The following is a 14,089-nucleotide window of genomic DNA, read 5'->3' as shown; positions in this document are numbered from 1 at the left end:
AAATACATAAAATCTCTTTACTCACTTTTGTATAAAAAAATCGTACAGCTTAATTTAACTGCACGACTACAATCTCTGGCCTATTCAAAATTCTTTGCGGAATGATACTATTTCCTAATCCTCTACTCACTACCATTGATGTATTTTGTTCTACATATAAACCTGCTGTATATTTAGGTAAAACACCTTGATTTGGAGCAACTAATCCACCGATAAATGGCAATCTAACTTGTCCTCCATGAGCATGTCCCGATAAAACCAAATCCAACCTCTCATTCGTATATTCCTTTATAAATTCAGGCCTATGGGATAATAATACATTATATCTATCTGGCTGCATTTCAATTTTTGTTTTTTTAATTTCATCTATTATAATATTTCCTTCATCACGGTTTCCAGTAACAAACTCTGGATCATCAATACCTAGCAAGTTTATTTCTTGCTCACCCTTTCGAATGCCTACATGTTCATTCCTTAAAACATTGACACCATATTTCTTCAACTCTTTTTCTAAACTGTTATACTTTCCAGACCATTGTTCATGGTTTCCTGTCACAAAATATACAGGATACTTCTTTACCATTTCTTGTATTAATTGCATACTCACTTCTGCATCGTATGATTTACTGTCAATTAAATCACCCGTAATCGCAATAATATCTGGGTCTATACTTTTTATTTTTTGAATTAACACATCTTGATTATCGCCAAATTTTTTATTGTGTAAGTCTGAAATTTGTAGAATTTTATACCCTTTAAAAGAGGATGGTATTTTACTAGAGGTTATTTTAACCTCAGTTATACTTATTAAATTGTTCTGTAAATATAAAAAGATTGTAAAACCTACTAATATACAAATAATCATTACAATTCTATTAATTTTCTTTTTCATATTTTCTCCTTTACATTCTCATCAAACACTTCTATATGCTAACTGAATTATATTATACTTTCTTGAAATTTATTTAAATTAATAAAATAATACAGTACATGAAATTTCGTATGAGATATGTCATATATATTCGTTATATTTTTACTTTTACCTTTTTAATAATAAGAATACAAAAACGACTCTTATCACAAGAAAAGAGTCGTTTTCTAACTTTATACTTTTAATACTTTCATGTTAAAAATGCGAAAACTAAAATACTATTTAAGAGCCTTAACTATAACTTTAGTTGCCTCTGCAATGAGTTGATTATCATAGGTTGCCTCTTTCTCATCTTTACTAGATAAAATTGCGATGATAATTGGTGCTCTATTTGGAGGCCAAACGATAGCAATATCATTTCTTATCCCGTAACTGCCAGCACCTGATTTATCTCCAACTACCCAGTCAGTTGGTACGCCTGCACGAATAAGTTTGTCACCTGTAGCATTTCCTTTCATCCACTCTGTAAGAATTTTACGTTTTTCAGCAGGAAGTGCATTTCCGACCGTAAAAGCTTTAAGATTCGTAGCAATTGCTTTCGCTGTACTAGTGTCACGAATGTCTCCTGGAATAGCTTCGTTTAATTCTGTTTCAAAGCGATCAGACATAGTAATCCGATCCCCCATCTGCCTAAGCGCTTTTTCATATCCTTTAGGTCCACCTATTTTATTAAATAAAATGTTCCCTGCAGTATTATCACTTGAACGAACAGCAGCCTCAGCAATTTCTCCTAGTTTCATTCCAGTATCTACATGTTTCTCTGTAACAGGTGAATAATCCACTAAGTCTTCTTTCGTATATGTGATTACTTCATTTAATGAATCAATTGAGTTTTGCTGTAGTAATACTCCCGCGGCTAAAGCCTTGTAGGTTGATGCGAAGGCAAATCTTTCGTTAGGTCGATAAGAGATTGTTTGATTTGTACCAGTATCAATCGCATATACACCTAATCGAGCATCAAATTTTTTCTCAAGTTGAGAGAACTCTTTATGCGTTGCCTGATTTTTATGTTTCACTTGACCAGTCTTTTCTTTCGCTTCAACTTGCAGTGCCCCTCCTGTAAAAGCTTCTAGGCTTGTAAGACTTAAACCTAATATACCAACGCATATTCCTATTTTTAGCATCCTCTTATTTTTCAAAATCATCATTCCTTCCAAATTTTTAGCACCTTTTTATATGTACACATAATAGACAATCACCGAACCAAATTTGTTCCATAAACTGAAAAAAATTTATAGCTAGTATGAGAGTTATTAACAAAATAAGAGATAGTAGCTACGACGCCTCTATCTCTTATTTCATATTTCATTTTTTTACTTATAAATGGCTTTATATGAACAGGGTCTCTTCCCTGAGAAAAGTACTCTAATTTTGCTTAGAACTACCTGTACTAGTAGCTTCACCATGTATACGTTGCTGTTTTAAATCAAAGTATACATCTAATACTTCCTTTCCAATTATAGAATTAATTCCATTTTTATCATCATGAAGCCATGGAACTACTACGGAAAATGCTACTTCTGGATTATCATATGGAGCATATCCAACTAACGTTAAGTTGTAGCATTCCATACGTTCTCCTTTTGCATTTCTACCAATCGGGTCATCTCCACCATATACAGTTTGGGCTGTTCCTGTCTTTCCTGCTGGTTTATATGGCGCGTTTTTGAAATATTTCACGCCAGTTCCATCACCTTCTTGGAATACCCATCTAAACCCTTCTTTTATCCGATCAATATGTTCTTTCTTCATATCAATTCGATTTAATACGACAGGCTCTATGGAACGTATAACTTTGCCAACCTCTTCTTTTATTGATTGTTCTCGTATTTCTTGTACAATTTGAGGTTGCATTCTATAACCACCATTCGCAATCGTTGAAATATATTGCGCTAATTGCAACGGCGTATACGTATCATACTGACCGATAGAAAAATCTAGTAAAAACCCAGGTTGACTATCTACTTTTCTCGTTTGTCCAATTATTTCATTCGGTAAATCAATACCTGTTGGGACACCTAAACCAAATTGCTTGAAATAATAGCGCATCGTATCAAATGCTCCTTGTTTAATATCCAATGAGCCATTTGGTACGTAATTGACTCCCGCAATTTTTAAAGCTGTTTGGAACATGTATACATTCGAAGATACTTGTAAAGCCCGTAAATCATTAATATTACCAAATCCGGATACATTCCACGATTTCTTAGCTTGTGTACCTTTAAATTTCATCGGCGCGTCATAAAATTGATCTCCTGGATGTATTGCCCCTGTCTCATATCCAGTTAATAAAGTAGCACCTTTTACAGCTGACCCTAGCTCATACGAAGTTGTCATGTTACCTAATGCCAAATCCTCAACCTCTATTCTTCCTTCTTTTTCTACAATCTTTTTGCCTGCCATTGATAAAATTTGTCCGTTATTTGGATTCGTCATGACAACAAAAGCTCGATCGAGCAGTGGCTCTGAACTCTTAAAAGCTCTCAAGTTTTTCTCTATACTTTCTTCCACTTTCTTTTGTAATTCCATATCAATCGTTAATGTTAAACTATTACCACTTTTTCCTTTAGAGATTATTTCTGTGCTAACAATGTTTCCTGATTTATCAGTAATATTTTTCACTTCTTCTTTTGTGCCGTGTAATACATCTTCATATCGTTGTTCAATATAACTTTTTCCAACACGATCATTACGGTTATATCCACGTACTAAATAAGAATCTAAATTTTCTTTCGGTAATCCTTCTTCACTACTCGTAATATTTCCTAATACAGAACGAAATAAATTACCATTTACATAATTACGTTCCCAATCAACAGTTGCATCTACTCCTGGAAAATTCGCAAGGTTTTCACTTATCCGCGCATACTCTTCATCTGTTACATCTTTTTTAATAATTTGTGGTGTTAGTTGATAACCTGAACTCATTTTACTTTTAATAGCTAACACCTTTAAATCTTGTGCTGTTAATTCTGCTAATTCTACCTCTGTAACACGACCTCGTCTTAAGTCTTCTATTTTTTTATCTAACTCTTTTCCCTCTATACCCTTTTCTTTAAACTTTTCTATATCTTTCTTAGTAATCTTTGTCTCCGCACGTTTCAAATTCAACTGCATCCAAAAATCTTTTTTATCGATATCTGTTAATTTATTTATATCTTGTTCAGGCATTTCAAGTACTTTCGCCAAGTCTTTTGCTGTTTTTAAAATATCTTCACTCGTAATTCCCTTCACCCTTGTATACGTAATTGTGCGAAGAGATTTATTATTAACAACTGTTTTCCCTTCTCGATCTAAAATTTGTCCACGTGGAACTGGAATACTAGTTATTGCATTTTGACTACTTTCCACTTGGTTCTTATAAGCCTCTCCCTCAACGATTTGTACCTTTCCTAGCTGCATAATAATAGCTGAGAATAGTACAAATATGCAAAGGAACATTATATTTAATCGAATAGATATATATGTCTTCTGCTTCTTGCCTTTTTGTCCTTTCATAAATCCTCCATTTAATCCTTTCAGGAATTGCTACAAATACTAAAAGCATTCCTTATATATTAGATACCGATAATCGGTTATAAATATCGCCTCAATTTTTTGCTTAATCCTTGTAAGCAACCATTCCTTTTCGTTTAGCTACGGAATTAATAACTCTCCCTTCTTGTTTTCTCTCTATTTTTTTTGCCACTTGCATTAGAAGTGCTAAACTGTATAATAACTCTTATTAAACTTACATATAAACTTGCTAGTAAATTTTCATGCTAATTATTCCTTTCTTCATGCTGTAATACTTAATAGACAACCTAAACAATAAAGTTGTTCCACATTTACAAAAAAAATAATTAAATATAAGATGAAATAGGCTACATAAGGGAGGGTTATATGTTACATACAAGAAGATGGAGATTTTTTGCGGTTCTTTCTATTGTAGGTTTGATTTTACTAATTTTATTAAAAATCAACTTCATTTCAATTACTATCGCAACTTCTTCAGCTGAAAGAGGAAAGATTTTTGATAAAAATGGTGTAATGCTAGCTACAAATAAGAAAGTTAAGTCTCTATATTGCACTTCTAATGATGAAAAGCTATCGAAACAAGATACATCAAACACATTAGCTTTTTTTAACCAATTTTCAAGCGAGTTTCAACATGATATTTCTACAGAGAACATAAAATCTCAATTACAACAATCTTGTAAAAAGAAGACTATGAATGATATACCGTTATACTCTGATATAAATGAGAATGAACTTGCATTCATAAACAAAAACAAACCCAATAATGTAATAATTAAAGATGAATGGATTCGATATTACCCTAAACACGAAATTGGTTCACAAGTAATTGGGTATGTAGAAAATGACCTTAAGTCCAAGCATATGGCTGTTGGAAAAAGCGGGATTGAGCTGCAATATGAAAATGATTTAAAAGGAAAACCAGGCAAAACTCTTATTTTTAAATTGAATAATAAAAAGTTCTTATGGAACATTCAAAAAGTACAAAAAGGAAAAGATGTGCGGCTAGCTTTAGACTCTGAGTTGCAGCAAAAGGCAGAAGAAGCATTAAAATCTCAAATTAAGAAAACACCTGATGCTAAAGCTGGTTATGCTATAGTGAGCGATGCAAAAACTGGCGCAATTTTAACTATGGCCAACTCGGTAGCTTTTAATCCAAATATATTAAATACACATGTATCTTCTAGAAAAGAAAACATTAAATCTCTTTCGCAAAATAAAGCAATTCAAAAATTAAAGTATGGTGAATCATATGTAAATATGGCTTCTACTATAAAACCACTCACTATTTTAATTGGATTAAATGAAAAGCTTTTCCAACCAGAAGATACTTATTTAGATAAAGGTACTTTTCAGTATGATAATCAAAATAACATTACGAATGCGCCTGGAACACCAACAGGGGAGATTACACCGAGGCAGGCTATCATTAATTCATCTAACACATTTATGACAGCAAAAGTAGCTCTGCCCTTATTCAACCAAAATAATGGAAATATAGAAAAAGTGGCACATATATGGACAGATTATTTAATGCAATTCGGCCTACGTTCTAAAACTGGGATTGATTTACCCTTTGAAGAAGACGGACAATATGAATTCCATCCATCTAATAAATTTGAAAATGGGATTTCAGCTTTATTAAATGCCTCTTGGGGAGGAAATGAAGTGCATACTCCTCTTCAACTCGCTCAATATGCAGCAACTTTGGCAAGTAAAGGCGACAAATATAAACCTCAAATCGTAAGTGCGATTATTGGTCAAAATGGTAAGGAAACCAAAAAGTTTAAGCCCATTTTAGAAAGTTCAAATCGTTACCCGATGAACTTTTGGAGTGTCGTGCAAGGTGGGATGAGTCAAAATATAGAGGAAATTAAAAAGTTGCCCTTTGACGTCGCAGGTAAAACAGGTATTACAGGTTTTCCAAATGAGCAAGCAAGAATGATAAATCACTCTCTTTTCATTGCGTATGCTCCTACGGAAGATCCACAAATTGCCGTTTCTGTCGTTATCCCTGGTAGTAATTCAGAAAAAAACATTGCCGCTCTCGTTACATCAGAAATTTTAGAGTACTGGAATACTCTTCAAAACGAAAATAAAAATAAAGAGGAAGGTTCACTTTAATGAACCTTCCTCTTTTACCATATAGAATCTATATTTATTATTTTCCATATACCTTCATTATTCTTTTCGAACATAAATGAATATTTAATATCAGTTAAAACATACTCTTTCTGTACATATCCAGTATTACCGTTAATTGTAGATATTTTTATATATCCATTATTCTGTACTTTTTCTGGAATCCAAGCTTTTACCATTTCATTAGATACTTCATATAAAACTTGTGATTCTCGCTTTGGTTCAGCTAAAATTTTCGTTTTATTTCCAGTAACAGTTGCATATATAAAATGCGCTTGGTTTGGTTGGTTACTTTCTGTCAATCCACTTGGTACTTTATATACTTGCTTTGTATCTTTTGCAAACTCTCCTCCCATTGTAAGGGCGACTTGCAACTCATGAAAGATATCTTCATCAAACTTCAGTTCATCCTTCCTATAACTCTTTCCTTTAAATAGAACTTCATCATTTAACGCTTTGTACAAGTTATTTTCATTTTTTGAGTTCGTACTTTGATATAGTTCATTCATAAATTGTTTTAATGATGGATCTTGAGCAGACTCATCTTTTGTTTTAGGCTTAATTTGAGTACTACTTTGTACCGGCGATTTATTATCATCAACCCAAGGTTGTTGAACAATGAAAAATAACATTGTACAAACCAAAACAACTACAATAGGTAATGCTTTTTTACGAAATGGTCTTTTATGTTTTTCAAAATCCACTTCATTATTTTCATATATAGACTGCTTTATTTTAGAAATAAATTCTTCTTCATCTTTACGATTCTCCATTGGGCCTTTTTTTATTTTTCTATACCAGTCAGGATTTTGTTTATTGTTCATCACTACTACCCTCCCCTATTAATTTTGAAACCTTACTTCTCGCTCTACTTAATCTCGATTTTACAGTTCCAATGGATACTCCTAATGTTTCAGCCATTTCTTCATAAGATAATTCATATTTTGCATCCAATATAATTATTTCACGGTGCTTTTTAGGTAGTTCTAATACCACCTTCCACACATCATTCATTTCTTCTTGCTTAAAAAATTCTTGTTCTGCTGACAAGGATTGCTTATCGTCACTAAAAAATCCTATTAAAGATATCCTTTTAAAATAGGAGGATTTCAAATAGTTTATTGCCGTATTTCTTGTGATTTTTAAAATCCACGTTTTAATAGATGACTCCTTTCGAAATGAATTCCAATTTTTAAACACCTTTATAAATACATCTTGCGTGATATCATCTGATAAGTGTGGATCTTTCGTAATAATAAATGAATAATTCCATACATCTTGCCAATATTCTTTTATAACATAGTCCAGCTCATCATGATTACACTTTTCAATAAACGTCTGTTCCATTTCCACACCTCAAACTTATTTGAATAAACATAAAACTGCCCTCACTTTTTTATTATGGTTTCAATATATAGACAAAATACAAGTTTCATTTGTTCCATTGTTTATCTTTTTTCAGGCAGAATAATACTACTAAAAAACAAGTAAAGCATACAATGATAAAAATCCACTCACAATAATCTATTTTTTGAATTTAACGTAACACTCTACTTGTCCATTTCAATTTGCTATTCCCTTCTATTTACCATTAACAATGTCAACTTTTCTAGAATGACAGCAAAAAAGCATTCTCGATTAGAAAGAATGCTTTTTTGAAATTTAATTGTTCTATATTTCCCCCAATTTATATCTTTGAGTGAAGCAAACATATAATAAATGTAGTGAAAAATTCACCTTATAATTAAGTATTATTTCTGAAATACATGTTTTATTTTTTCACCTGGAACGTTACTTCCTCCTCTTCCTTTTACATCTTCAATCATCATTGTAACAATCATGTCTGGCGCATTTGCATCGAAAGCTGCGAACCATCCCAGTTCTTTTCCGTCTGCTTCTTTCGACTCTTTCAGTTCTGCTGTACCAGTTTTACCAGCAAGCGTTACACCATTAACCTTTGCAATTCTCCCCGCGCCATCAGGGTCATTAATGACTTTAATTAATTCACTCTTTAATATCTCTTGATTCTTTTTAGAAATCACATTTTCTTTCCAATTCCCCGCTACTTTTGCTTCTTTTAAAAGGTGTGGCGACGGAATATTCCCTTCATTCACAATCGGTGCATATGTTAATGCTAAATGAAGTGGCGTCATTAATACTTGTCCTTGTCCATAACCCGTGTCTGCTAGTTGAATATCATTTTTTATCCCATCTTTTGCAATAATTGAAATAGGAAATTCGTATTCGATTGGTAATTTTTCATGAAATCCGTACTTTTTAAATTCATTTACATACTGATCTTTTCCCATTTTCAAAGCTTGTTGAGCAAAATAAATATTATCAGAGTACTTCATTGCCTTATCAAAATCAATTGGACTTGCATCCTTTACACGCGTTACATAGTAATTTCCCCAAGACGAATCTTTTGTCCACTTCAATCCTTGAATTTTAAATTCTTCCTTCGGATTTATTGTGTTTGTTTCCAAACCAATTGCACCTGTGATCGTTTTAAATACGGAACCTGGTACAAATGCTTGTGTAAAGCGATTCGTCATTGGTAGTTTCGAGTCGTTACTCCATGCTTCTCGTTGGGCTTTCGATGCTCCTCTAACTATTATATTTGGATTATAAGCAGGGCTACTTACAAGTGCGATTGTTTCACCTGTTTTAGGATTGACCGCTGCACTAGACCCTGCTTCAGTTTTCATCTCATTAAAGATTTTTTCTTGAATTGCAGCATCAATTGTTAACGTAACATTTTCTCCTTCTTTTGCTTCTTTTTTTGCTACGTTTTTAATCTCTTTCCCCTTCTCATCTTCTATAAATACGCGTCCACCCTTTTCACCACGCAATTTATTTTCTAACACTTTCTCTAAACCGGTCTTACCTACTAAATCATCTGCTTGATAACCTTGTTTTTGAAGTGATTTTAACTCCTCCGCATTCACCTTTCCTATGTATCCAGTTAAGTGTGCCGCTGCTTCACCTAATGGATACGTACGAATATTTACTGGGTGAGATGAAACTCCTTCTAATTCAATATAATCATTCTGTCTGGTTCCCTCTTTTAAAATACCAATTGGTACAAAGGAGTCTGGTTTTATCCATTTTGCTGTGAGCTTTTGTTCGACCTCTTCTATAGACATATCAAGTAATTGTGCTACTATTTCTTTCGTTTGCGCTGCTGTTTCGCCTAGTTTCTCTGGAATAATTCCAACCTCAGTCGCTTTACCATTCGTTGCAAGCCCTTTTCCATTTCGATCATATATTTCTCCGCGTTTTCCTTGCTCTATTTGCATACGTACTTTGTAATCTTTTTTCATTCCTGGAAAAATGAAGTCTGGCGTCCAATCTATTTTCCAAGACTCTTTATCTTTCACAAGTTTTGCTTCATGGATGAATGAAACTGATCCTACATCGGTATCCATCTTAACTTCAAAAAGAAAAAGCTCTTTATCTTTCGTATTCTCTCCTTTCATTTTAACTTTTAAATTCTTAGCTCCAATCCCCTCATAGATTTTTTGATATTTTTCTGTGAATTCTTTTTTAGAAATTGATTTTTTTGCATGATCTGATAAATGATCATACATATTTGTAAATTTTCTATCATTCCATAAATTGATATATTCTTCAAATGCTTGTTTTGGCGGTTCGTTTTTATTACATCCTACCAACATAACCGCGAAACAAACGAAAAGCAGCATCCATAATTTTTTCAATTCAATCTTCTCCCTTAGTTAAAAATGATGATTCCTTTCTTAATTTATTTAATAAAAAATGTTTTAACGCTTAATAGACAGTGAAAGTAAGGATATTGTTCCATATTTACAAAAAACTAAAAAAGAGTGATAAGAATTCCGTAAATTTGGAATCCTCATCACTCTCGTTTGATATTGTGCAAATCATGAATATGAAATAATAATTTCTAATTTTAAAAAATAATTTTAATTTTCCAACTAACGAGATAAAAATCATGTATTTGTTCTATTTTTAATAATTCATAAATTCGTTGAAATGTTCGCATCAAATTCATCTGATGTTTTGGTATCTATTTTTCTCCCATCAATTGTCATCTTTATTTTTTGTTTTTGGTTTGCTGTTACCACCCAAGCGTTCGGTAAATAACGATCTTCATGGGATAATGTAGACGGTGAATTTATAACCTTTCCTCCTAAATATAGCGTAGCAGAAGAACCTCCATCCATTGTCGCTGTCCAACATTACGGTTATAACAGTAGACATTTTGTTGATGCTCAATTAACAAAGCTACTTTTAGGAACAATAGGATTAATAATTTGTGCTTTACTCCCATATGAAATATGGAAAAAACGAATAGTCTCAATGAAAAAACAAATTAAGTTTTACCCTATACAATCATTAAAATATATTAAATTTATTGTTTAATTACCAATAAGAATTTCATAAAGAAAGCACAGACTTATTAAGGCACATATTTATCTAACCTACATAAAATAAAGATGTACAATTGCCTACTTTATGAGTTCTTTATAATGATATATAGAAAGGGTTCATTAAGTTATGTTTGTTGGGAAATAGCATTTATATTTCTTCTAAAATAAACAGGGTACAAATTGCACATATCGGCCTGTTTATTTTAGAGAAAAGTTGTTTATAAGTAGTTCTTTTCTTTAAAAGAAGGAACTACATTTTTTAAATTAAATTTCTAAATGAATAAATTTAGCACGAGAAAGGAATTGAACTTATGTCTAATTTAAATTTCATTTCTGATCAATTTGCTGCAATTCTTAAAGGAAAGAGTAAAATAAATCAAGGTGGTTGTTCGGTGTCTTTTCACCGCAATTTTAAGGTCCTGGTTCAAGGAAAACCAAGTGCCTATGTAGTTCCCGTCGGAGTAAGTTTTGAATCATTGGATCAAAATGGCAATGCATTAAATTTAGGAGAAATCGCGGTTCTACAAGAAGAGATCCCTGCATTTATGAAATCAATTGTACAACAAGGAATTATTGTCAGTGCTTTACATAATCACTGGTTATACATGAATCCCTTAATTATGTATATTCATATCCAATCGGTGGAGCACCCGTTACATTTTGCAAGAAAATTGGCAAATTCATTTTTATCGTTAAGCAGCTATCCTGTTACTAATAACGAAGGGCAATAATTTATCTACAATCATAGATATAGTAATAATATGTACCAGACTCCATGCACGTTGCGCTTGTATAAATAGTATTATCTAATGTATCTTCTTCCGTTATTACTCCTCCTTTTGGAACCTCACAATTTTACAAAATACGAAAAATGACCGATATACCCTCTTCTTCGTTATCTATACCCTGAATATTTTATTTACCATACGCTGCCCGTATAAACCTTGATAGTAGGGTGAAATCTCCATTAAGTCCCATTGAACCTGAACCTTGTCCAAAAGCACTTAATGGTATATCCCCCTCGCATGGCTGCGATTTAAGACCTATATATTGTCTTAAATTTTGTAAATGCCAATTAAACTCAGGACTATTAGTCACTACTCCTTGTCGATTCTAATACAATAGATTCACCCCATTTATCCGCTAAAATCCAATGTAATGGTGGAGTAACTCCTAAAGCAGGTAATGGTACCCCCAAAAAGGAAATACTAGCTACAAATTTCTTTAACTCTTCAACAGATTTGAATTGTGTCTTTCGAAACCAGAAGAAAAGCCAATAGATTTCTGAAAACTGGGCGTATGATTTGATATTGTAAAGCCCTCAGGCATCAATTTGTTCATCACCTATCATCATGTATCCCTTGGTTGAAACCATCAGCTTTTCTGTACCTCTTCCCAGTCGATAGCTCGAAAAGTTATGGGTGTTGAGCTCAACTTAACGACGACGAGAGCTGCTCCCCAATTAGTGATGAAACCCATTATCACATTTCGTATCATGTGGCATAGGTCCATCCAAGGAATCCAGAAAGGCAACGGCCTGTTTGAGGTTCCTCAAAAATAAATGCGCGAGATCCATAGAAAACCCGTTTCGAACCACAACGCGCATAATCGTCACTGCTTCTAGGTCTGGAGGCAATGGATATGCGGGTACTTGCCAGCCGAACACACGCAATTGTCGAGATAAATCATAAAGGTTCCAGTTTAATGTGTAACCTTTTTTCAGTTGCCAAGCGAAAACCGGAATATCCGAACCATCGGACAAAAGTTCGAACGGTTCCATCTCCTGAATTGCCTTGCTAAGAAAAAGAGCGACCTTTTGAGAAGCCCTTTGGACATCATAGTACCCACTTTTCCCCAAACGCAGGTAATTGTAATATTGTAGAAGCACTTGTGCGCCAGGACGTGAAAAATTCAAGGCAAAAGTCGGCATGTTTCCGCCTAAATAGGAGACGCGGAAGATTAAATCATCAGGGAGATCATCAGCTTCCCGCCAAATTATCCAACCCAAGCCAGGGTAGACTAATCCATATTTATGTCCGGATACATTGATGGACTTCACCCTCGGCAACTGAAAATCCCAGACTAAATCTGGTTGAAGAAACGGTGCTATAAATCCGCCCGAAGCCGCATCTACATGCATAGGAATGTCCAGTCCCGTTCTCTCCTGTAAATCGTCCAGCGCTTTTGCAATGGCGGCAACCGGTTCGTAAAGTCCGGTATAAGTCTCACCGAGAATCGGTACCACACCAATCGTATTTTCATCCACGGCTGCAAGGACCCCTTGAGGATTTAATCGGGGATGCTCAGGGCTAGCCTTCACATAGCGTGGTTCAACCTCCCAATAGTTCGCAAATTTTTCCCAAACGACTTGAACAGCAGAACTAAACACAATATTAGGCCGATCCACCGGCTTACCCTCTCTTTTTCGTGCATTTTGCCAGCGTCTCTTTAACGCAAGCCCCCCGAGCATACAGGCTTCCGACGATCCAGTTGTTGAAACGCCCATAGTTGTAAGGGGGCTGGGGGAATGCCAGAGGTTGGCTAAAATGCGGACACACCGCTCCTCAATTTCAGCTGTCTGTGGATATTCGTCCTTATCAATCATGTTCTTATCAAATGATTTAGCATATAAGTGCTCTGCGGTAGGTTCCATCCATGTACTAACGAATGTTGCAAGATTCAAGCGTGCATTGCCATCAAGAGTCATTTCATCATGGACGATTTGATACGCTGTTTCTGGTAACATGCCTTCATCAGGCATGTGAAAGCGCGGAACGACTGATTCTCCTTTGCGGGCAAAAAGAGGATTTATAGAAAATTCGGGAGGCAGCTCCATTTGCACGTGACGCGGTAGATATTGTGGATTATCTGGCATAACCTCTTTTCCTTCATATGTATCGTTTTGCACTTCTTCTTTTCGATCCTGCGGCATACTAGTCCCCCTTAATTAATGGTTTAACAAATATATTATTTACAAAAAAACATTTGCTAAACCAAGGGACAATTCTAATAAAAGGTGATGCCATCATTCAAAATAAAGGAGTATAGTTTTTGATTATAAAATAGAAATTGATTTATATTTTAATGA

At 34.1% G+C, this 14,089-nt stretch carries 9 protein-coding genes and 3 pseudogenes; 3 read left to right on the top strand and 9 right to left on the bottom strand.

The features are described 5' to 3' along the window. Nucleotides 1–49: 49 nt before the first annotated feature. The 3 genes from N2V80_RS12145 to N2V80_RS12135 form a co-directional block, all read right to left on the bottom strand. Entirely contained in the window at nucleotides 50–892 is an 843-nt protein-coding gene (locus tag N2V80_RS12145; protein ID WP_000727185.1) for a metallophosphoesterase, read from the bottom strand. Nucleotides 893–1,149: 257 nt separating this feature from the next. Continuing rightward, on the bottom strand, nucleotides 1,150–2,076 hold the full coding sequence (gene bla, locus N2V80_RS12140) for a class A beta-lactamase Bla1 (RefSeq protein ID WP_033667365.1): 927 nt from the start codon (nucleotides 2,074–2,076) through the stop codon (nucleotides 1,150–1,152). Between the two features lie 220 nt (nucleotides 2,077–2,296). Then, nucleotides 2,297–4,429: a peptidoglycan D,D-transpeptidase FtsI family protein gene (locus N2V80_RS12135; RefSeq protein ID WP_000678283.1), complete on the bottom strand. Its 2,133-nt coding sequence runs from the start codon at nucleotides 4,427–4,429 to the stop codon at nucleotides 2,297–2,299. A 384-nt stretch (nucleotides 4,430–4,813) separates the two neighbouring features. Here N2V80_RS12135 and N2V80_RS12130 point away from each other — a divergent pair, with 384 nt between their 5' ends. Continuing rightward, nucleotides 4,814–6,571: a peptidoglycan D,D-transpeptidase FtsI family protein gene (locus N2V80_RS12130; RefSeq protein WP_061655401.1), complete on the top strand. Its 1,758-nt coding sequence runs from the start codon at nucleotides 4,814–4,816 to the stop codon at nucleotides 6,569–6,571. A 14-nt stretch (nucleotides 6,572–6,585) separates the two neighbouring features. Here the strand turns inward: N2V80_RS12130 and N2V80_RS12125 are convergent, their stop codons facing one another. From N2V80_RS12125 to N2V80_RS12110, 4 genes and pseudogenes are all read right to left on the bottom strand, one after another. Beyond that, nucleotides 6,586–7,413, bottom strand: a complete 828-nt coding sequence (locus N2V80_RS12125; protein ID WP_001060754.1) for an SH3 domain-containing protein — start codon at nucleotides 7,411–7,413, stop codon at nucleotides 6,586–6,588. Continuing rightward, nucleotides 7,403–7,936, bottom strand: coding sequence for an RNA polymerase sigma factor (locus tag N2V80_RS12120; RefSeq protein WP_061655402.1), 534 nt, complete (start codon nucleotides 7,934–7,936; stop codon nucleotides 7,403–7,405). Before N2V80_RS12120 ends, N2V80_RS12125 begins: the two co-directional genes overlap by 11 nt. A 404-nt stretch (nucleotides 7,937–8,340) precedes the next feature. Then, nucleotides 8,341–10,308 carry a penicillin-binding transpeptidase domain-containing protein gene (locus N2V80_RS12115; protein ID WP_061655403.1) on the bottom strand — a complete coding sequence of 656 codons (1,968 nt, stop codon included), beginning with the start codon at nucleotides 10,306–10,308 and terminating at the stop codon, nucleotides 8,341–8,343. Nucleotides 10,309–10,587: 279 nt separating this feature from the next. Further along, nucleotides 10,588–10,794, bottom strand: a pseudogene (locus N2V80_RS12110) (phosphodiester glycosidase family protein); the annotation flags it as partial. Here N2V80_RS12110 and N2V80_RS12105 point away from each other — a divergent pair. Together N2V80_RS12105 and N2V80_RS12100 are read left to right on the top strand one after the other, a co-directional pair. Next, nucleotides 10,790–10,933 (top strand): annotated as a pseudogene (locus N2V80_RS12105) (cell division protein FtsW); the annotation flags it as partial. The pseudogenes N2V80_RS12110 and N2V80_RS12105 overlap by 5 nt on opposite strands. A gap of 379 nt (nucleotides 10,934–11,312) precedes the next feature. After that, the gene (locus N2V80_RS12100) at nucleotides 11,313–11,732 is read left to right on the top strand and encodes a DUF1259 domain-containing protein (RefSeq protein WP_000067578.1); all 420 of its coding nucleotides are present in this window, start codon (nucleotides 11,313–11,315) and stop codon (nucleotides 11,730–11,732) included. A gap of 4 nt (nucleotides 11,733–11,736) precedes the next feature. Here N2V80_RS12100 and N2V80_RS12095 read toward each other — a convergent pair. Continuing rightward, nucleotides 11,737–12,253: pseudogene (locus N2V80_RS12095) on the bottom strand (linear amide C-N hydrolase); the annotation flags it as partial. Nucleotides 12,254–12,463: 210 nt separating this feature from the next. Next, entirely contained in the window at nucleotides 12,464–13,933 is a 1,470-nt protein-coding gene (locus N2V80_RS12090; protein ID WP_061655404.1) for a glutamate decarboxylase, read from the bottom strand. Nucleotides 13,934–14,089 lie beyond the last annotated feature (156 nt).

It is taken from the genome of Bacillus sp. FSL W8-0640 (genome assembly GCF_038007725.1).
Taxonomy (GTDB): domain Bacteria; phylum Bacillota; class Bacilli; order Bacillales; family Bacillaceae_G; genus Bacillus_A; species Bacillus_A cereus.
This window is presented reverse-complemented; position numbering and strand designations above follow the sequence as displayed.